17 protein-coding genes are annotated in these 18,948 nt (G+C 60.1%); 11 read left to right on the top strand and 6 right to left on the bottom strand.

Features of this window, described 5'->3' with window-relative positions; genetic code table 11:
• The first annotated feature begins 42 nt into the window (after positions 1-42).
• The 6 genes from GWQ22_RS10115 (at position 43) to miaE (ending at position 7,994) form a co-directional block, all read left to right on the top strand.
• A complete protein-coding gene (locus GWQ22_RS10115) occupies positions 43-1,380 on the top strand; it encodes a replication-associated recombination protein A (protein ID WP_275930209.1) in 1,338 nt (445 codons plus the stop codon).
• 381 nt (positions 1,381-1,761) lie between these two features.
• Complete coding sequence (gene serS / locus GWQ22_RS10110; RefSeq protein ID WP_275930208.1) at positions 1,762-3,057, top strand: serine--tRNA ligase; 1,296 nt, start codon at positions 1,762-1,764, stop codon at positions 3,055-3,057.
• Between the two features lie 234 nt (positions 3,058-3,291).
• A complete protein-coding gene (locus GWQ22_RS10105) occupies positions 3,292-4,881 on the top strand; it encodes an AbgT family transporter (RefSeq protein WP_275930207.1) in 1,590 nt (529 codons plus the stop codon).
• Positions 4,882-5,005: 124 nt separating this feature from the next.
• On the top strand, positions 5,006-5,494 hold the full coding sequence (locus tag GWQ22_RS10100) for a CvpA family protein (RefSeq protein ID WP_042035415.1): 489 nt from the start codon (positions 5,006-5,008) through the stop codon (positions 5,492-5,494).
• Positions 5,495-5,515: 21 nt separating this feature from the next.
• Positions 5,516-7,036 carry an amidophosphoribosyltransferase gene (gene purF, locus GWQ22_RS10095; RefSeq protein ID WP_042035416.1) on the top strand — a complete coding sequence of 507 codons (1,521 nt, stop codon included), beginning with the start codon at positions 5,516-5,518 and terminating at the stop codon, positions 7,034-7,036.
• 199 nt (positions 7,037-7,235) lie between these two features.
• Positions 7,236-7,994 carry a tRNA isopentenyl-2-thiomethyl-A-37 hydroxylase MiaE gene (gene miaE / locus GWQ22_RS10090; protein ID WP_108536729.1) on the top strand — a complete coding sequence of 253 codons (759 nt, stop codon included), beginning with the start codon at positions 7,236-7,238 and terminating at the stop codon, positions 7,992-7,994.
• Positions 7,995-8,151: 157 nt separating this feature from the next.
• Here miaE and GWQ22_RS10085 read toward each other — a convergent pair whose 3' ends face one another.
• The 6 genes from GWQ22_RS10085 to pspF all read right to left on the bottom strand — a co-directional run bounded on the left by GWQ22_RS10085 (position 8,152) and on the right by pspF (position 14,724).
• Positions 8,152-8,937: an ABC transporter ATP-binding protein gene (locus GWQ22_RS10085; protein WP_042035419.1), complete on the bottom strand. Its 786-nt coding sequence runs from the start codon at positions 8,935-8,937 to the stop codon at positions 8,152-8,154.
• 55 nt (positions 8,938-8,992) lie between these two features.
• Positions 8,993-9,991: an oligopeptide/dipeptide ABC transporter ATP-binding protein gene (locus GWQ22_RS10080; protein ID WP_212514716.1), complete on the bottom strand. Its 999-nt coding sequence runs from the start codon at positions 9,989-9,991 to the stop codon at positions 8,993-8,995.
• 127 nt (positions 9,992-10,118) lie between these two features.
• Positions 10,119-11,012 carry an ABC transporter permease subunit gene (locus tag GWQ22_RS10075; protein WP_042035424.1) on the bottom strand — a complete coding sequence of 298 codons (894 nt, stop codon included), beginning with the start codon at positions 11,010-11,012 and terminating at the stop codon, positions 10,119-10,121.
• A 35-nt stretch (positions 11,013-11,047) separates the two neighbouring features.
• The gene (locus GWQ22_RS10070) at positions 11,048-12,007 is read right to left on the bottom strand and encodes an ABC transporter permease subunit (protein WP_275930206.1); all 960 of its coding nucleotides are present in this window, start codon (positions 12,005-12,007) and stop codon (positions 11,048-11,050) included.
• A 2-nt stretch (positions 12,008-12,009) separates the two neighbouring features.
• Entirely contained in the window at positions 12,010-13,605 is a 1,596-nt protein-coding gene (sapA, locus tag GWQ22_RS10065) for an ABC transporter substrate-binding protein SapA (protein WP_275930219.1), read from the bottom strand.
• Positions 13,606-13,692: 87 nt separating this feature from the next.
• On the bottom strand, positions 13,693-14,724 hold the full coding sequence (gene pspF, locus GWQ22_RS10060) for a phage shock protein operon transcriptional activator (protein WP_275930205.1): 1,032 nt from the start codon (positions 14,722-14,724) through the stop codon (positions 13,693-13,695).
• Between the two features lie 195 nt (positions 14,725-14,919).
• Here pspF and pspA point away from each other — a divergent pair, with 195 nt between their 5' ends.
• The 5 genes from pspA (at position 14,920) to GWQ22_RS10035 (ending at position 18,892) form a co-directional block, all read left to right on the top strand.
• The gene (gene pspA, locus GWQ22_RS10055; RefSeq protein WP_275930204.1) at positions 14,920-15,606 is read left to right on the top strand and encodes a phage shock protein PspA; all 687 of its coding nucleotides are present in this window, start codon (positions 14,920-14,922) and stop codon (positions 15,604-15,606) included.
• A gap of 3 nt (positions 15,607-15,609) precedes the next feature.
• Positions 15,610-15,846 carry an envelope stress response membrane protein PspB gene (gene pspB / locus GWQ22_RS10050; protein ID WP_042035437.1) on the top strand — a complete coding sequence of 79 codons (237 nt, stop codon included), beginning with the start codon at positions 15,610-15,612 and terminating at the stop codon, positions 15,844-15,846.
• Positions 15,843-16,247, top strand: a complete 405-nt coding sequence (gene pspC, locus GWQ22_RS10045) for an envelope stress response membrane protein PspC (protein ID WP_212514713.1) — start codon at positions 15,843-15,845, stop codon at positions 16,245-16,247. The genes pspB and pspC overlap by 4 nt, the downstream gene beginning before the upstream one ends.
• 110 nt (positions 16,248-16,357) lie before the next feature.
• The gene (locus GWQ22_RS10040; RefSeq protein WP_275930203.1) at positions 16,358-17,779 is read left to right on the top strand and encodes a YcjX family protein; all 1,422 of its coding nucleotides are present in this window, start codon (positions 16,358-16,360) and stop codon (positions 17,777-17,779) included.
• Positions 17,780-17,848: 69 nt separating this feature from the next.
• Positions 17,849-18,892, top strand: a complete 1,044-nt coding sequence (locus tag GWQ22_RS10035) for a TIGR01620 family protein (protein ID WP_275930202.1) — start codon at positions 17,849-17,851, stop codon at positions 18,890-18,892.
• Positions 18,893-18,948 lie beyond the last annotated feature (56 nt).

Raw genomic sequence — 18,948 nt, 5'->3', positions numbered from 1 at the left:
GCCAGTCAAAGGCGAGTGGTGTGACGCTGGGGGTCAATACAGATGAGTAACTTGTCGCTGGATTTCTCATCGGACTTTCGCCCGCTGGCGGCCCGGATGCGGCCGCAAAACCTAGACCAGTATATTGGTCAGCAGCATATTCTGGGGGCTGACAAGCCCCTGCGCAAAGCGATCCTGGCGGGTCATTGTCACTCGATGATCCTGTGGGGACCTCCCGGCACCGGCAAGACCACCCTGGCGGAGCTGATGGCGCACTACTGCCAGGCGGAAGTGGAGCGACTCTCGGCAGTGACCTCCGGCATCAAGGAGATCCGCGCCGCCATCGACAAGGCGAAGGAGAACAGCTGGCGCGGGGTACGCACCATCCTGTTTGTGGATGAGGTGCACCGCTTCAACAAGAGCCAGCAGGATGTGTTCCTGCCCCACATCGAAGACGGCACCATCACCTTTATCGGCGCCACCACCGAAAACCCCTCGTTCGAACTCAACAACGCACTGCTCTCCCGGGCCCGGGTCTATCTGCTCAAGCGGCTGGAAGAGAGCGACATCCTCGCCATGATCGAGCAGGCAATGCAGGATCCGCGCGGTCTCAATGATCCGGCGCTCACCTTTGCCCCCGGCGTCAAAGAGGCGCTGGCCAAGGCGGTGGATGGGGACGGGCGCAAATCCCTCAACTATCTGGAGCTGTTGGCCGACATGGCCGAGACCAATGGTGCAGGGAAGAGAGTGATCGACAGCGCCCTGCTCGCCGCCGTGGTAGGGGAGCACGTGGCCCGATTCGACAAGGGGGGGGATCACTTCTATGACCTCATCTCGGCGGTGCACAAATCCATTCGCGGCTCGGCCCCGGATGCGGCGCTCTACTGGTACGCCCGCATGGTGAGCGCTGGTTGCGATCCGCTCTATATTGCCCGCCGCTTGCTGGCCATCGCTTCGGAAGATGTGGGCAACGCCGATCCGCGCGCCATGCAGGTCGCCCTGTCGGCCTGGGATTGCTTTCATCGCATCGGCCCTGCCGAAGGGGAGCGCGCCATCGCCCAGGCCATCGTCTATCTCGCCTGCGCCCCCAAGAGCAATGCGGTCTACACCGCCTGGAAGGCAGCGCTCAACGATGCGAAAAACCTGCCCGACTTCGAGGTGCCACCGCATCTTCGCAACGCACCCACCAAGCTGATGAGCGAGCTGGGTTATGGTGCCGAGTATCGTTATGCCCACGACGAGCCGGGGGCCTACGCAGCCGGCGAGAGCTACTTCCCGCCAGAGCTGGCAGGCAAGCAGTACTATCAGCCCACGGATCGCGGTCTTGAGAAGCAGATTGCCCAAAAGCTTGACTACCTCCATGAGCTGGACCGGCAGAGCCCGCAACAAAGGGGCAAGTAGCAGGCTGGCGCCTCGAACAGCCCGGTTGGCAGAGGGGTGGCCGGTGAATGCACTTGTTCAAATGAGGCAGTTCAGGTACCGGTTTGCCTCTGTGGTCAGGAATGGGGTTCGAGGGAGGTTCCGGGAGTCTTCCCGACCGGTGAGGTCCGTGAAAACGACGTAAATAGTCCCTGTTCGGGCGGGGGGGCGGTCTGATACACTGGCCCTCTGACCCCGCTTGTCTCGGCCTTGCGCCATCTTCTTGATTTCGAAGGCCTGATTTTGAAGGCGCGATCCTGAAGACGATAGGGGGGCGCCAACCGATGTTAACTTCCGGATCTGTTCTCTCGCCCGGTCATGATGACCCAGGCCCAGATCCCATTTTAAAAAAGTAGGTAAACCATGCTGGATCCCAAATATCTGCGTAGCGAGATTGATGAAGCTGCCGCTCGTCTGGCGACACGTGGCTACGTTCTGGACGTAGCGGCTGTCAATGCTCTGGAAGAGAAACGCAAGGATCTGCAGTCCCGTACCCAGGAGCTGCAGGCCGAGCGCAACGCCCGCTCCAAGTCCATCGGTGAGGCTGCCCGTCGTGGTGAGGATGTGGCCCCGCTCAAGGCCGACGTGACCAAGATTAACGACGAGCTTGAAACCAGCAAGGTCGAGCTGGATGCCCTGCTGGTACAGCTGAAAGCCATTGCCGATGCCATCCCCAACCTGCCGAGCGAGACCACTCCGGTGGGTCGTGACGAGAACGACAACGTGATCGTTCGCCACTGGGGTACCCCGCGGGAGTTCAGCTTCCCGGTACGCGATCACATCGATCTGGGCGAAGCGGCCAAGGGCGTTGACTTCAAAAACGGCGTCAAACTCTCCGGTACCCGTTTTGTGGTGATGAAGGGTCAGATTGCCCGTCTGCACCGTGCCCTGGCTCAGTTCATGCTGGATCTGCATACCCAGCAGCACGGTTACACCGAGTGCTACGTGCCTTATCTGGTGAACCCGGACAGCCTGTATGGCACAGGTCAGCTGCCGAAGTTCTCCGAAGACCTGTTCAACACCGGTATCGAGGGTGAAGGGGAAGAGGAGGGCAAGCTGCGCAAATTCTCCCTGATCCCGACCTCCGAAGTGCCGCTCACCAACATGGCCCGTGACGAGATCTTTGACGCCCAAGAGCTGCCGATCAAGATGACGGCCCACAGCCCCTGCTTCCGCTCCGAAGCGGGTTCCTACGGTCGTGATACCCGTGGCCTCATCCGTATGCACCAGTTCGACAAGGTCGAGATGGTTCAGCTGGTTCACCCGGAGAAATCTTGGGATGCGCTGGAAGAGATGGCCGGTCACGCCGAGAAGGTGCTGCAACTGCTGGAGCTGCCGTATCGCGTGATGGCGCTCTCTACCGGTGATATGGGCTTCTGCGCTGCCAAGACCTACGATCTGGAAGTGTGGCTGCCGGCCCAGAACACTTACCGCGAGATCTCCTCTGTCTCCAACTGCACCGACTTCCAGGCGCGCCGCATGCAGGCTCGCGTCCGCATCGACGGCAAGCCACAACTGCTGCACACCCTGAACGGCTCCGGTCTCGCTATTAGTCGCACCTTGGTGGCCGTGATGGAGAACTACCAGCAGGAAGATGGCCGCATCGCCATCCCGGCTGCGCTGCAATCCTACATGGGTGGTCTGACCCACATAGGCTGATCCTGTCGCCTTCATGTTAAAAGCCATGGTTCGCCATGGCTTTTTTGTTTCAGAACTTTGCGTTCATGTTGTATTCAGTTGGAGGAAGGTAAAAGGCTCGCGGTCAATTCATCAAGGATTGATTCCGGTTCGGTGATCAGGGTGCGTATTGTGTCCTTGCTTACGTTCATTAGAAGCGCAGGCATATCGGCTGCACTGGCCGGTGGCATGTTTCAAATGAATAAGGAGTAATGAATGACGTCGAGGACGACACCATTGGTGCCCGCTCGCCCCGGTTTGTTTAACCGTTTTCTCAATGGGGTGGAGTGGCTGGGCAATTTGTTGCCACACCCTATCACCTTGTTTGCGCTCTTCTCCCTCACGCTGATCCTGGCCTCCGGTGTGGCGGCCTGGTTCGAGGTGAGTGTGGTTGACCCTCGCCCGGAAGGCGCTCCGGGTCGCAGCATCGACGGCATGATCACGGTGATCAGCCTGTTCAGTGCCGATGGTCTGCAGCGTATCGTCTCCAATCTGGTGACCAACTTCACCGGCTTCGCCCCGTTGGGTACAGTACTGGTTGCGCTGCTTGGTGTGGGTATTGCCGAACACTCGGGCTTGCTCAGTGCCGCCATGCGTGGCCTGGTGATGAGCGCATCACGGCGCATGGTCACCCTCACAGTGGTGTTTGCCGGCATTATGGCAAACACTGCCGCTGAACTTGGCTATGTGGTGCTTATTCCGCTGTCAGCCATGATATTCCACTCATTGGGTCGTCATCCCCTGGCCGGTCTGGCTGCGGCGTTTGCTGGCGTGTCAGGCGGCTATTCCGCTAACCTGCTGCTCGGTACAGTGGACCCCCTGCTGGCCGGGATCACCCAGATATCGGCTCGCATCATAGATCCCACCTATGTGGTTGGTCCCGAGGTGAACTGGTACTTCATGTTTGTCAGCACCTTCCTAGTTACCTTGTTGGGGGCCTGGGTGACAGAGAAGATAGTGGAACCCAAGCTCGGCAAGTATGATCCCAGCGACGCCAGCGTGGTGCTGGATCAGAAGGCTGAACCTCTGAGTGTGCAGGAGAAGCGCGGGCTCTGGTCTGCTCTGGTGGCTGTGCTGGTAGTGAGTGCTCTGCTGGCCCTGACGGTGGTACCGGCAGATGGCATCCTGCGTCATCCGGATACGGGTGCCATTGCAGGCTCCCCCTTCCTGCACGGGATTGTTGCCTTCATCTTCATCTTCTTCGCCATTCCCGGCTTCGTCTATGGCAAGGTGGTGGGAACCATGAAGAGCGATCAGGATGTGATCAAAGCCATGTCCACCAGCATGGGCACCATGGGGATGTATATCGTACTGGTGTTCTTTGCTGCCCAGTTCGTTGCCTACTTCTCCTGGACCAACTTTGGCACCGTGTTTGCGGTGAAGGGGGCCGAGCTGCTGCAATCTCTGGGTCTGACAGGTCCCTGGCTCTTCTTCGGCTTCATTCTGATGTGTGCCTTTATCAACCTGATGATTGGGTCAGCATCCGCCCAGTGGGCTGTGACGGCCCCCATTTTCGTTCCCATGTTGATGCTGATCGGCTACTCCCCTGAGGTGATACAGGCGGCGTACCGGATAGGCGACTCTGTGACCAATATCATCACCCCCATGATGAGTTATTTCGGACTTATCCTGGCGGTGGCGGTGCGTTACCAGAAGTCTCTGGGAATAGGCACCCTGATTGCAACCATGTTGCCCTATACGCTGGTGTTTCTGGTGGGCTGGAGCCTGCTCTTCTACGTCTGGGTATTCATGCTCGGTTTGCCGGTTGGTCCCGGCGCGGCTACCTTCTACCAGGTCGGTGGTTGACTTCCCACAGGGCGCCAGACAGGCGCCCGTTTTTATCCGCAGGCGCGGTGCAGCAAAACTTTCCCAAGCATTCCGCAATCGTTTTTGTTAGACTGCGCCGCAATTTCGCAGGACACTTTTCTCTATGGTCTGGATTGATTACGCCATCATCGGCATCATCGGCTTTTCCGCCCTCATCAGCCTGGTGCGCGGCTTTGTCAAGGAAGCCATGTCGCTTGTTACCTGGTTTATAGCCTTCTTCATCGCCAGCCATTTCTATCCCGATCTCGCCATCTATTTTACCTCCTTCTCGGATCCCATGGTGCGCAACGGCCTGGCCATCGCCGCTCTGTTCGTGGCGACCCTGATCCTGGGCGCCGTGGTGAACTACGTGGTGGGGCTGCTGGTTGAAAAGACCGGCCTGTCAGGCACGGATCGGGTGCTCGGCATCTGTTTTGGCGCCATTCGCGGGGTACTGGTTGTCAGTGCCCTGCTGTTTTTTATGGATACCTTTACCAGCCTCTCCCAGAGCGACTGGTGGGTGGTGTCCAAACTGGTTCCCGAGTTCAAACCGGTGATCCAGTGGTTTTTCGGGTTCATGTTGAACTCGTCCAGTTATCTTAAACAGGTATAGTGACTTCGAGGTAGCAAAGACATGTGTGGTATTGTCGGTATAGTTGGCACCACCCCCGTCAATCAGGCCCTCTACGACGCCTTGACGGTGTTGCAACACAGGGGACAGGATGCCGCCGGGATCGTGACCATAGACAGTGGAAACTTCCGGCAACGTAAGGCCAACGGCCTGGTGAAGGACGTGTTTGAAGTGCGTCACATGCAGCGTCTGCAAGGGAACATCGGCATAGGTCATGTCAGATATCCCACCGCAGGCAGCTCAAGTGCCGCTGAAGCCCAACCTTTTTACGTGAACTCCCCCTACGGCATGGTGCTGGCCCACAACGGCAACCTCACCAATGCCAAGGATCTCAAGGAGCAGCAGTTCAAGGTGGCCCGTCGCCACATCAACACCACCTCCGATTCGGAAGTGCTGCTGAACGTGCTGGCCCACGAACTGGATCTGTGCGACAAGATGGCACTGCGGCCGGAGGATATCTTCTCTGCGGTGCGCAAGACCCATCAGCAGATCCGCGGTGCTTATGCCGTGGTCTCGCTGGTGATTGGTCACGGTCTCATTGGGTTTCGCGATCCCAACGGCATTCGTCCGCTGATCCTGGGTCGTCGGGCCGATGAGCAGGGCCAGGTGGAGTACATGCTCGCCTCCGAGAGCGTGGCGCTGGACGCCATCGGTTTCGAGACGGTACGTGACGTCGCCCCCGGTGAAGCCATCTACATCACCGAGCAGGGACAGCTCTTCTCCGAGCAGTGTGCGGAAAATCCGCAGATGAGCTCCTGCATCTTCGAATATGTCTACTTCGCCCGTCCCGATTCATGCATCGACAAGGTCTCCGTCTACGCCGCCCGCCTTAACATGGGTCGCAAGCTGGGTCAGAAGATTGCACGTGAGTGGGAAGATCTGGACGTGGATGTGGTCATTCCCATCCCCGAGACCTCCTGTGACGTGGCGCTGGAGATAGCCCATACCCTCGACCTGCCTTACCGTCAGGGCTTTGTGAAGAACCGCTACATAGGCCGTACCTTCATCATGCCGGGTCAGACCCAGCGCAAGAAGTCGGTACGTCGCAAGCTCAATGCTATCAGCTCGGAATTCAAGGGCAAGAAGGTGTTGTTGGTGGATGACTCTATCGTGCGCGGCACCACCTCGGAGCAGATCATCCAGATGGCCCGTGAAGCGGGGGCGGCCAAGGTTTACTTCGCCTCGGCGGCACCGGAGATCCGCTTTCCCAACGTCTATGGTATCGACATGCCCACTGCCAACGAGCTGATCGCCCACGGTCGGGAAGTGGAAGAGGTGTGCAAGCTGATCGGTGCCGATGGTCTGATTTTCCAGGATCTGGAAGATCTGGAAGAGGCGGTGCGGGAGATCAACCCCGAGCTGCGTCACTTCGAGACCTCGGTGTTCAACGGTCACTATGTCACCTCCGATGTGGATCAATCTTATCTGGACCACCTGAATGCCTTGCGCAGCGACGACAACAAGGCGGTGCGTGAGTGGCAGGAAGGCACCAGCAACCTGGAAATTTTTAACGAAGGTAGTTAAACGTTTTCGTTGTTCATGAAAGATATGAGATGGGGGCCGCGGCCCCCATTGTCGTGTCTGGGCGGCTGAACAGAGGGGTATCTGCTGTAAAAATAATCACTTATACCGCAGGGTGTGGGCAGTGGCGGCGGGATCCGCTAGCATGGGCATCCGCGCACCTATCGCGCCGCCGTATCAACCAGAACAGACGAGAATTCAGATGGATGACCTGCTAGCCCCCGTGCACCAGTTTTTGCAGTGTGAGACCCCGGACGAGTGGGTGGCCATGGCGCGAGATCCCGCCCATCTGCCTACCCTGCTCATCGATCATGCGAACTGCGAGAACAAGGCTGCGCTCACCGCCCACAGCCTGGTGCGGCGCTACTGCCTGCCCAAGGGCAAGCGCCATCTGTTGCCCAAGCTGGCATTTTATCGGGAGCTGGATGCCATCCCGGAGAAGGCCGAGATCCTGGGCAAGCGCAGCATGGGGGAGTCTGATCGCACCGTGTTCGAGGAGCTGGCGCGCAATCCGCTGCTGTTTCCCATGGTGCGGCTCATCCAGGAGGAGCTGCACCACTTCGAGCAGGTGCTGGCGCTGATGGCTGCGCGCAACATCCCCTATGGCCCCGTGACCGCCTCCCGCTATGCCCGCAACCTGATGCAGCATGTACGCACTCACGAGCCTGCCACCATAGTCGACAAGTTGATCATTGGCGCCTACATAGAGGCGCGTTCCTGCGAGCGCTTTGCCAAGCTGGCGCCTCATCTGGACGAGGAGCTGGGTCGCTTCTATGTCTCCCTGCTGCGTTCGGAGGCGCGCCACTATCAGGACTATCTGGCCTTGGCCGAGCAGTATGCGGGGGAGGATATCCGTGAGCGGGTCGCCTACTTTGGCCGGATTGAAGCCGAGCTTATCTGCTCGCCGGATCCGCAGTTCAGGTTCCATAGCGGGCGGCCTGTCAGATCTGACAATGGTTGACGTAAGAGGCGCGGCCTACCATGGCCATGTTCCTACTACGTGCGATGCATTCATTTTTGAGCGCAGTTCCCGGCCCCTGAGCCGGGATTTTTTTAGGCTTTTTCAAGCAGATGACGAAGAGGGTTGGCCGGTACCAGGGTCGGCTCCGGCCTGGGGATCAGCGGCGGTATTCGTTGTTGTAGTTCTGGATCAGGCGGCGCGTCACCTCGTGCTGGGGATCGGCGAACACCTTGAGCGTCTTGCCACGCTCCACCACCCGTCCTTCGTGCATCACCAGCACCTCGTCACTGATGTGGCTCACGACCCCCAGATCGTTGGCCACCAGTACATAGCTCAGCCCCATGGTCTCCTGCATCTCAAGCAGCAGGTTGATGATCTGGGAGCGTACCGAGATGTCCAGGGTGGAGAGTGCCTCATCGGCTACCACGATTTTGGGGTTGAGAATGAGTGCCCGGGCCAGTGCCACCCGCTGCTGTTGACCGGCGGAGAGCATCTGCGGATAGAAGAGGGCGTGATCCGGCAACATGCCCACCATGCGCAGGGTCTGTACCACCTTGTCGTGCCGCTCCTCGTCGCTCATCTCTGTGTTGAGCCGCAGCGGTGTCTCCAGGATCTGGCCGACCCGGATCTTGCGATTGAGAGAGGAGTTGGGGTCCTGGAAGATCATCCGCAGCAGCTTGCAGCGGGTCTGATAGTCGCCATGGACCAGCGTCTGACCCTCGATGGCGATCTCGCCGGCGGTGGGTTCTATCATGCCCGCCAGGATCCGCGCCAGCGTACTCTTGCCGGAGCCGGCCTCGCCGACGATGGCCAGGGTCTGGCCGACCTCAAGGTCAAACGAGAGCGGCTTGATGGCTTCGACCGCCTGACGCCGAAACAGGCCGGTGCGGTTCTGATAGGTCTTGCTAAGGCCTCTGACCTGCAGCAGGGAGGGTTCGATCACTGTCCTGGCTCCTTGGTGGCAGAGCATACGGCCACGGGCTGATAACGTGTTGAATTCATTTTTTCGGCTCTTCCATGTTCAGCGGGAAGTGGCAGCTGAACTGGTGCCCTTTGATCTTGCTCATCAGTGGCGTCTGTACGCACTGTTTCTGGGCATAGGGGCAGCGGGGACCGAGCCGACAACCGATGGGCAGGTGCTGTAGCGGCGGTATCACCCCGGGCAGGGTTTCGAGCCGTGACTTGTGGCGCACCAGCTTGTCAAAGTCGGGAATGGACTTGAGCAGGGCATCGGTATAGGGGTGATGGGGCGAGGTCAGGATCTGCTCCCGGGTGCCTACCTCCACCATCTGGCCGCAGTACATCACGTTGATGGTGTTGGTCAGGTTGGCGATGGCCGCGATGTCGTTGCTGATGATGAGGATGGTGGTGTTGCCCAGCTTGTTCATCTTGTCCAGCAGCCGCAGGATCTGGGAGTGGGTCGTGGACTCCATGGCGCTGGTGGGCTCATCGGCTACCAGCAGACGCGGCTTGTTGGCAATGGCCATGGCGATCATCACCTTCTGGCACATGCCGTCCGACAGTTCGTGGGGATAGGCGCGCATCACCTTGCGGTGATCCTTGACGCCGACCCGGTGCAGCAGGGCAATGGCCTTCTTCTTGCGCCACTGGAAGCGCTGCCAGAACTGCCCCTCGAACGAATCGGTCGGGATCGCCTCTTCCAGCTGGGAACCTATCTCTTCGGAAGGGTCCAGACAGCTGATGGGGTCCTGAAAGATCATGGCGATCTCGCGACCCATGATCCGGCGTCGCTCCTTGGGGGCCATGGTCAGCAGATCCATGTCGTTGAAGCGCATCCGGTCGGCACGTACCGTCCAGTTGTCCTTCTGGATACCGACGATCACTTTGGCCACCAGGCTCTTGCCGGAGCCCGATTCACCGACCAGGCCGCGGATTTCCCCCTCGGTCAGGGTCAGGCTCACCTTGTCTACCGCCTTGACCTTGCCCTGGGGCGTGTCGATCTCGATGGTCAGGTTGCGAATATCTAGCAAGGGCATTAAGCATTCCCCTTTTTGAGCGCTTCACGAGGGCTTTCACCGGCCAGCGCATGGTTGATCCGCACGCTGCACAGGAATGAACAGGGTTCAATGGTGAACCTATCTATCTTCGGCAAAGAGTACCGCATCAGTCGTCCCCCTCTTTGAGCGCTTCACGAATGCCTTCGCCAACCAGGTTCGTGACCAGCACGCTGAACAGTATGGCCATGCCCGGCAGGGTCACGGTCCAGGGGGCGAGATAGATGAGATCGCTCGAATCGGCCAGCATGGCACCCCATTCCGGTTGGGGCGACTGGGCGCCGAGGCCGAGAAAACCCACCGCCGAGATATCGAGAATGGCGGCAGAGAGGGTGCGGGTAGTCTGGGCGACCAGGGTCTCGACTATATTCGGCAAAATGGCCAGACGCATGATCCGCAGCGGCGGCGAACCGTCGAGGCGGCTGGCGATGATGTACTCCTTCTGCATCTCGGTGTGAACCGCGTTGTAGGTCGCCCGGATGAAGGGGGGGATCAGTGCCAGCGTGATGGCGATCAGGGTATTGAACAGGCCCGGCCCCAGGATGGCGACCATGATGATGGCCAGCAGCAGGGAGGGGATGGAGAGCAGGGTATCGAGCAGGTGGTGCAGCACGCTCGATTTCAGCCCCTTGCTCATGCCACCCAGGATGCCGATGGCGGAGCCCACCACCATGGCAATCATCACCACCAGCAGGGCGTTGCCGAAGGTAAGCCGTGCCCCCACCACCAGCCGGGAGAGGATGTCGCGCCCCAGATCGTCGGTGCCGAGGAAGTAGTCGATATTGCCGGTCGCCGCCCAGGAGGGGGCCAGCAGCAGCTTGTCGGTGTGCTGTTCATCGATGCCGTAGGGAACGACCAGCGGCCCCACCAGGGTGATGAGCAGCAACAGCAAAAAGCACCAGAGTCCCGCCATGGCAAGCGGATTACGGCTGTAGGAGGCCCACGTCTGCTCAAGGGGCGAGAGGATCTTGAGCTCGGGATAGATGTTTGATTTATCTTGCATAGGATACCTGGCTCCAGGTCACGCCATGAGCGCGTTTAGTCTTGTTTTGCATAGAGTTCTTTACGCCGCGCCGGATAGATGAGGGTGGTGAGCAGCTCGGTGCTGACGCTGATGACGATGACGAAGCCGGCGACCACCAGGGTGGCGCCCCGGATGGCGGCGTAATCCTGCAGGGCAATGCTGTTGATGAGCCAGCGGCCTATCCCGTGCCATTCGAACACGACCTCTGTGATCATGGCGGAGGTGAGCACGCTGCCCAGTTGCAGACCCAGCAGCGGCAGCACCGGCGGCAGGGCATTTTTCAGGCCGTGACGCCAGACTATCTGCGCCTTGGAGAGACCCCGGCTCGTCGCCGCCTTGATGTAGTTCTGCTTCATGACGTCGATCAGTGAACTGCGCACGTGGCGGATCACCTCTGTGGTGGGCACTACCGCCAGCACCAGCGAGGGCAGGATCAGGTGGAGAAGGGCATCGTGCAGCGCCGCCTGGCGCCAGGGCTCGTTGCTCATCAGCACGTCAAACACAGCGATGCCGGTGATGGAGGGCACGTCATAGAGCAGGCTGATCTGGCCCGAAGCGGGCAGCCAGCCCAGCTCCAGCGAGAAGAACATCACCACCAGCAGCGCCAGCCAGAAGACGGGCACCGCATAACCGATGAGGCCGGCGGTCATGATGGAGAGATCCAGCGGCTTGCCCTGATAGAGCGCGGCCAGGGTGCCGAGCGGAATACCCATCAGCAGCGAGATGGCAAAGGCTGCCATGCAGAGGATCAGGGTGGCCGGGAAGTAGTGACGGATCTCTTCCAGCACCGGCTGGCCTGAAACGCTGGAAAGCCCCAGATCCCCATCCAGAATGCGGCGCAGGAAATCGGGATAACCGCTCCAGAAGCTGGCTTGCTGACCGATGAGGCGAATGTCCAGCAGGTAGACGACGAAGGTCAGCGCCAGCAGGGTAATGAGCAGCAGGTTGATGCGACGCAGTATATAGAGAAACATGCTTACTCCCTGTGGGCTTGGTTGAAGACGGTGCCGCCAAAGGGCATCAGGGAGAGCCCCTGAATGTCGCTGCGACTGGCCAAGGTGCGCAGGGCATGGGCCAGCGGAATGAGTGGCACCTGCTCGTTGAGCAGGGTTTGGGCGTAATAGTAGTTGCGCAGCCGGAACGCCAGCTGGGGCGTGGTGACCGCATCGTCCAGCAGCTGATCGAAGGCCGGGCTGCACCAGCGACTGTAGTTATTGCCGCGCTCGACGGCGGCGCAGCTCAGCAAGGGGCGAAAGAAGTTGTCCGGATCGGCGTTGTCGGCAATCCAGCCAGAGAGCAGGCTGTCATATTGGCCTCTGGCGAGGCGGGCCTGGGTGATGGGCCACTCCTGCTGCACAATTTTCAGCTTGATGCCTATCCTGGCCAGATCGTTTCGTATCAGCTGAGCTGTTTTGAGGGCGTCCGGGTTGTAGGGGCGTGAGCCTGGCTGCACCAGCACTTGCATCTCGAACCCCTGTTCGAACCCCGCCTCCTTGAGCAGCTGACGCGCCCGCTGCAGATCCGGTTTGCGCATCGGCAGGGAGGGGTTGTAGCCCCAGGAGAGGGGGGGCAGCAGGCTGTTGGCGGCCTGGCCCGTCTCGAAATAGACCGCCTGCAGCAGGTTGTCTATGTTGATGGCGCTGGCGATGGCCTGACGCACTTGTACCTTGTTGAACGGCGGCTTGCGGGTGTTGAGGGCCAGGAAGGCGACGTTCATGCCCGATTGCACCGAGAGGCTCAGCTCAGGTTTTTGCTTAATCACCGAGAGCTGGCTGGCAGCAGGGGTGCTCATCACGTCACACTCGCCGGTTAACAGCTTGGCCAGTCGTTTGGATGACTTGGGGGTGATGTCGTAGATGAGCTGCTCTATTTTGGCCTCGCCGCCCCAGTAACCGGGATGGCGCAAATAGCGGATGAACTCGTTGTGACGATACTCCTTGAAACTGAATGGTCCTGTGCCGATGGGACGGCTGTCGAGCAGGGCCGGGGTGCCAGCTTGTTGCATCTGATTGGCATATTCGGCGGAGAGCACGATGGCGTAGTCGCTGGCCAGGGTGGCGAGGAAGGAAGCATCCGGTCGATTCAGCTCGAACACGACCTGCCCGGGTCCCTTCTTATGGACCCGCTTGATCAGCTGATCCAGCCCCAGGCTGTAGAAATAGGGATACTCGCCGCCGGAGACGTTGTGATAGGGGTGCTGTTCATCGAGCTGGCGCGCATAGGTAAAGACCACATCGTCGGCATGGAAGGTGCGACTGGGCTTGAACCAGGGGGTATGGTGAAAGGTCACCCCCTTGCGCAGGGTCAGTGTGTAGGTGAGACCATCCTCGCTGATGTGCCAGTCGGTGGCCAGTGCAGGTTCCAGCGCCAGGGTGTTGGGGTTTACCTCCAGCAGGCGATCGTAGAGGGTGCGCGAGCTGGCATCCAAGGTGACTCCGGAGTTGGATATCTGGGGATTAAAGGTCTGGGGCGAGCCTTCTGTACAATAGATGAGTCCCGTTCTGGACGCGTCGTCTTGTTTCTGACAACCGGTAACCAGCACCAGCAATCCAAGCAGCAAGGGTTTGAACATTCTCATTGTAGAACCATGTTTTTATACGAATGTGCCAGCGTGGCTGGCGAGTTGCGGGAGTCGGTCTGAACCTGGCTGCCCTGGGTCTTAATCTGCATCGCTGTCACTGTCCAGCAGCTGGTATTTGCGCAGCATGCCGCGAAACTGGTGATAGCTCAGCGCCAGCAATTGAGCGGCTTTGCGCTGATTATACTGGGATTGCTGCATGGCTTGCTTGAGTAAATTAATCTCGTACTCCGCCACCGCCTGTTTGAGATCCTGCGGCAGGAGGGGAGGGGTGGAGACGGACGCCTGGATGGGCTCATCGATGGTAGCGGCCAGACTTGCCCGGGAACGGGGGCGCCAGGGGGAATCAAAGGGGTTGATCACCAGCTCGGACAGCGGCAACTGGGGATTACCCTGGCGGTAGATGCTGCGCTCCACCACGTTTTTCAACTCCCGCACGTTGCCGGGCCAGGGGTAATCCAGCAGTAGCTGGGTCGCCTTGCGGGAGAAACCGGCAAACAGCGGATAGCCCAGCTCCCGGGTCATGCCGTGGGCGAAGTGTGCCGCCAGCATCAGTATATCTTCGCGTCGCTCCCGCAAGGGGGGCAGGGTAATGACATCAAAGGCCAGCCTGTCCAGCAGATCGTGGCGAAAGTCCCCTCTGTCGGCCAGTGCCGGCAGATCCTCGTTGGTGGCACACACCAGCCGCACATCTACCTTGAGGGCCTTGGCTCCACCCACCCGCTCAAACTCGCCGTATTCGATGACCCGCAGCAGCTTCTCCTGCACCCGGGCGCTGGTGGTGGCCAGCTCGTCGAGAAAAAGGGTGCCGCCATCGGCGCGCTCGAAGCGGCCCTGATGGCGCTTGGCTGCGCCGGTGAAGGATCCCGCCTCGTGTCCAAACAGCTCGGTCTCCAGCAGGTTTTCGCTCAGGGTAGCGCAGTTGATGGTGACAAAGCTTTGATCCCAGCGCGCCGAGAGATAATGTAGGCGATGGGCGATGAGCTCCTTGCCGGTCCCTCGCTCGCCGATGATCAACACGGGTTTGCGCAGTGGGGCGAGGCGTGAGGCTTGCTCAATGATCTCGAGGAATGCGTTGGATTCCCCCAACAGGCTTTCCGTGGCCGTGGTCATAGTGATCCCTGTCAGTTGTAAAAGCTGGTCAATCTTACCAAAAGTTGGTGATTATTATCATTACTTGTACAGGGGATCTTGAAACTCCACGTATCCTCCCCATATAAATCAACAAGTTAAATTCCGTTCCAGATTGGCACACAAGTTGCTATTGTCAATGGAGAAACAACGCATGCCAATCACAGGAGTTCTATCATGAGTATTTTTTCCCGTCTGGCCGACATCATCAATTCCAACCTGACGGCCCTGCTCGACAAGGCTGAAGATCCCCAGAAGATGGTGCGCCTGATCATCCAGGAGATGGAAGACGAGCTGGTGAAGGAGCGCTCCAATCTGGCCCGCTTCCTCGCCAGCCAGAAAGAGATCGGTCGTCAGGTCAGCCGCCATCAGGAGCGGGTTGACGAATGGCAGGGCAAGGCTGAACTGGCGCTGACCAGGGGCCGTGAAGATCTGGCCCGCGCCGCGTTGATCGAGAAAAAGAAGCAGACCGAACTGGCCGAGACGCTCTATCGCGAGCAACAGGCGGTGGACAGTGGCATCGACAAGCTGGGTGACGAAATACGTCAGCTGGAAGCCAAGCTGGAAGATGCCCGTGGCCGTCAAAAGGCGATGACGATTCGCACCGAAGCCGCCAGCAGCCGTCTCAACGTGCAAAGTCAGGTCGCCCGTGGCGAGAGCCAGGCCGTGGTCAGCAAGTTTGAGCGCATGGAACGACGTATCGACGAAATGGAAGCCCGCGCCGATCTGGGGCAATCCGACAAGGCGCTGGCCCAGCAGTTTGCCGAGCTGGAAGTCGACGACCAGATCAGCAAAGAGCTGGAAGCGATGCGCCAGAAGCTGGGCCAGAGTGAAAGCAAACGTGAAGGCAAACAAGGGGAGTAACTGATGGAAAATCTGCTGGGCGTATTGATGGTTCCCATGGTGGTCTTCATGGTCGTGGTGGCCCCCATCTGGCTGGTGCTGCACTACCGTGCCAAGGGACGGATTGGCGCCGGTCTCGCCGATAGCGAGCGAGAGCAGCTGCAAGGGTTGCTGGCCCGTGCCGAGAAGATGCAGGAGCGGGTCGGCTCGCTGGAGTCGATTCTGGACGCGGAAGTGCCGGGCTGGAGGAACAAGGTATGAGTCCATCGAATCGGGAGGGGCGCAATCTTTATCGTGACCCTCAGCAGGGCAAGATAGCGGGCGTCTGCGCCGGCCTTGCCGACTACTTCGGCGTGGAGCCCTGGATCGTGCGATTGCTGGCCATCACCGGCCTCATCTTCGCCGGTTTCATTACCTTCACTGCGTACATTGCCGCCTGGTTTCTGCTCGACAAGCGGCCGGTCACTCTCTATGAAAAAGAAGAGGGAGAGTTTGCCGAAGTGCGGATGAAGGCGCGTAGCTGGCAGGCCGGTGTCACCCCTCATCAGGCATTGGACCGTATCGCACAGGAGCTTGACACCCTGGAGCCCAGATTGCAGCGCATCGAGAAGCTGGTGACCTCCAAGGAGTTCACCCTGCAGCGGGAGTTCAGCAAGCTGTGAGCCCTGGCCTCGCCGATTGAGCGAGGCCCTGCCTTGAACGGGATCCGACGACTCGACATAGCTGACGGCGCACCTGAAACCGATGATTGAATTGAGGGATTGAACAAGCCTTGATACGCAACACACTGGAACAAAAGTGGTCGCTCTTGCAGCACAGGGCCACAGACGTGGTGAACCGGGTACGGGATCGCCATCTGCGGCTGGCGGTGACCGGCCTCTCTCGCAGTGGCAAGACGGCGTTTATCACGGCGCTGGTCAACCAGCTTGAACACGCGGCCATCGATGGCCGCTTGCCGTTGTGGGATGCCCTGCGTCAGGGGCGGATCCTGGGCGCCCGCCGGGTGCCGCAACAAAACGCCCATATTCCCACCTTCGCCTACGAGCGCGGTCTCGACGCCCTGTTCGGGGAGCCGCCCGCCTGGCCCGAGCCTACCCGCGGGGTGGCCGAGGTGCGCCTCGAAATTCGCTATCGCACCCGCCATCCGCTGCGCAAGCATTTGGGGGAGATCTCCACCCTCTATGTGGATCTGGTGGATTACCCGGGGGAGTGGCTGCTCGACTTGCCGCTGCTAGAGATGAGTTACGAGCAGTGGAGCGAGCAGGTGCGCGATCAACTGCGCCGCCCCGAGCTGCAAGCACTCGCCGCCAGCTGGCTGACCCCACAATGGCAAGCGGCGCAGCCTTTTGAAGAGCGACCGGTCGCCCAGCTGGCCGAGCGCTACACCGCCTATCTGCACGCTTGCAAACGGGATCTCGGGTTACACCTGATCCAGCCCGGCCGTTTCGTATTGCCAGGAGAGTATGCCGGTGCCCCCATGCTGCAATTTGTTCCCTGGGTGTGGCAGCCGCCGGTTGGTGAGCCCGCCGAAGGCACCCTTTACGCCACCCTCAAGCAGCGCTTCGAGCAGTACAAACAACACCTGGTGCAGGGCTTTTATGAGCAGCACTTTGCGGGGTTTGATCGCCAGATCGTGCTGGTGGATTGTCTGCAGCCCCTCAACGCCGGCGCGGCCAGCTTTGGCGACATGCAGCAGGCCATCGCCCGTATCATGGAGAGCTTCGCCTACGGCAAGAGCAACTGGTGGCGTCGGCTCTTCTCGCCGCGTATCGACAAGCTGCTGTTTGTGGCGAGCAAGGCGGATCACGTCACCCCCGAGCAGCACGCGCCCATGGTCTCCCTGCTCCAGCATCTGGTGCGCAGTGGCCGGGGTCAGGCGTGTTTTGAGGGGATAACCACCGAGTGTCTGGCGCTCGCGGCCATCAAGGCGACCGAGGTGGGCAAGGGTGTGGCCAATGGCCGCGAGTTCCCCGCCATCCGCGGCACCAGCCTCGCGGGCGAGCCGCTGCTGCTGTTTCCGGGGGAAGTGCCGCCCCATATTCCGCCTGCGCAATGGTGGAATAAACAGGGGGAGAACAATCAGGGCTTTGATTTTCAGGCGTTTCGCCCCTTAGCGATGAGCGCCCATCAGGCGCTGCCTCATATCCGGCTCGATGCGGCGCTGGAGTTTCTGCTCGGGGATCACCTCGAATAACCTAGGTTGTGCGGCAATGCAGGCAGGTAAGGCATGGCGGCACAGGTGCGTGGAGGAACAAGCAACAAGATGAACGATCAGACAAAACCGACGGTGGCCGAATCGGCGCCGCTGCAGGGCAAGGTGATCCTGGAGCCCGCCTTGACGGCGGCAAGCGACGAGCGACCGCCAGCTCCGGCCCAGCGCTTGGAGGAAGAAAGCTTCGAGCGCCTCGATGAGCTTGACGATTTCACTGAGGTGGAGCCTGCGCTTACCATCAAGCCGCGCCGGCGGCACCGGCTGCTCGGCTGGGGACTGGGGGCGGTTGGCCTGCTCTCTTTGGGGCAATATGGTGTTTTTCTCTACGATCAGTTGCTCACCACCCCGCTGTGGGGCAGCGCCTGGTTGCTGGCCTCCGGTCTGGTGGCTGTGGGCACGGCAGGTATGGTGGGGCGAGAGTGGCTGCGGCTGCGCACCCTCCAGCGGCGCCAGGATGTGCGCTCGCGCGCCGACGATTTGCTGGCCCGTCAGGGCGTCGGGCAGGGACAGGCTTTTTGCGAGGTACTCGCCGAGAAGAGTGGTGACAAGGGACGGGAGGGTTACCAACGTTGGCTGAACCAGCTCGACGAGAGTCACAGCGATCGGGAAGTGCTGACGCTCTACAGTCAGCTGGTGCTGACCGAGCGGGACAAGCTGGCCCAGGCCCGTGTGGCCAAATGGTCGGGGGAGGCCGCAGTGCTGGTGGCCCTGAGTCCCCTTGCCACTGTCGACATGATGCTCATGCTGTGGCGCAACTTGCGGATGATCGAGGATATCGCCGACGTCTATGCCATCGAGCTCGGTTACTGGAGCCGCATTCGCCTTATTCGTCAGGTGTTTCGCAACATGCTCTACGCCGGTGCCACCGAGCTGGTGACCGAGGTGGGCATGGACTTGCTGGGGGCCGAGCTCGCAGCCAAGCTCTCCGCCCGCGCCGCACAAGGGGTGGGAGCGGGACTGCTCACCGCCAGACTCGGGTTGCGCACCATAGAGGCGTGCCGCCCGCTGCCCTGGTGCGGTGACGAGAAACCCAAGCTCGGGGAGCTGCGCAAGCGGCTCATCGGCCAGCTGGCGGGGTATCTCAACAAGGGGTAACGGGCCGGGCCTTGATTGTGGTTGTCACAAATTATTTACAATTGTCAGCAGCAGCC

The sequence above is a fragment of the Aeromonas sp. 1HA1 genome, assembly GCF_029237385.1.
Classification (GTDB): domain Bacteria; phylum Pseudomonadota; class Gammaproteobacteria; order Enterobacterales; family Aeromonadaceae; genus Aeromonas; species Aeromonas popoffii.
Note: the sequence above shows the minus strand (reverse complement) of the source record. Positions and strands in the feature narration are given on the sequence as shown.

Coding starts and splice junctions, on each gene's coding strand:
- GWQ22_RS10115 (WP_275930209.1), top strand. CDS start 43: ATGAGTAACTTGTCGCTGGATTTCTCATCGGACTTTCGCCCGCTGGCG.
- serS (WP_275930208.1), top strand. CDS start 1,762: ATGCTGGATCCCAAATATCTGCGTAGCGAGATTGATGAAGCTGCCGCT.
- GWQ22_RS10105 (WP_275930207.1), top strand. CDS start 3,292: ATGACGTCGAGGACGACACCATTGGTGCCCGCTCGCCCCGGTTTGTTT.
- GWQ22_RS10100 (WP_042035415.1), top strand. CDS start 5,006: ATGGTCTGGATTGATTACGCCATCATCGGCATCATCGGCTTTTCCGCC.
- purF (WP_042035416.1), top strand. CDS start 5,516: ATGTGTGGTATTGTCGGTATAGTTGGCACCACCCCCGTCAATCAGGCC.
- miaE (WP_108536729.1), top strand. CDS start 7,236: ATGGATGACCTGCTAGCCCCCGTGCACCAGTTTTTGCAGTGTGAGACC.
- GWQ22_RS10080 (WP_212514716.1), bottom strand. CDS start 9,991: ATGCCCTTGCTAGATATTCGCAACCTGACCATCGAGATCGACACGCCC.
- GWQ22_RS10075 (WP_042035424.1), bottom strand. CDS start 11,012: ATGCAAGATAAATCAAACATCTATCCCGAGCTCAAGATCCTCTCGCCC.
- GWQ22_RS10070 (WP_275930206.1), bottom strand. CDS start 12,007: ATGTTTCTCTATATACTGCGTCGCATCAACCTGCTGCTCATTACCCTG.
- sapA (WP_275930219.1), bottom strand. CDS start 13,605: ATGTTCAAACCCTTGCTGCTTGGATTGCTGGTGCTGGTTACCGGTTGT.
- pspF (WP_275930205.1), bottom strand. CDS start 14,724: ATGACCACGGCCACGGAAAGCCTGTTGGGGGAATCCAACGCATTCCTC.
- pspA (WP_275930204.1), top strand. CDS start 14,920: ATGAGTATTTTTTCCCGTCTGGCCGACATCATCAATTCCAACCTGACG.
- pspB (WP_042035437.1), top strand. CDS start 15,610: ATGGAAAATCTGCTGGGCGTATTGATGGTTCCCATGGTGGTCTTCATG.
- pspC (WP_212514713.1), top strand. CDS start 15,843: ATGAGTCCATCGAATCGGGAGGGGCGCAATCTTTATCGTGACCCTCAG.
- GWQ22_RS10035 (WP_275930202.1), top strand. CDS start 17,849: ATGAACGATCAGACAAAACCGACGGTGGCCGAATCGGCGCCGCTGCAG.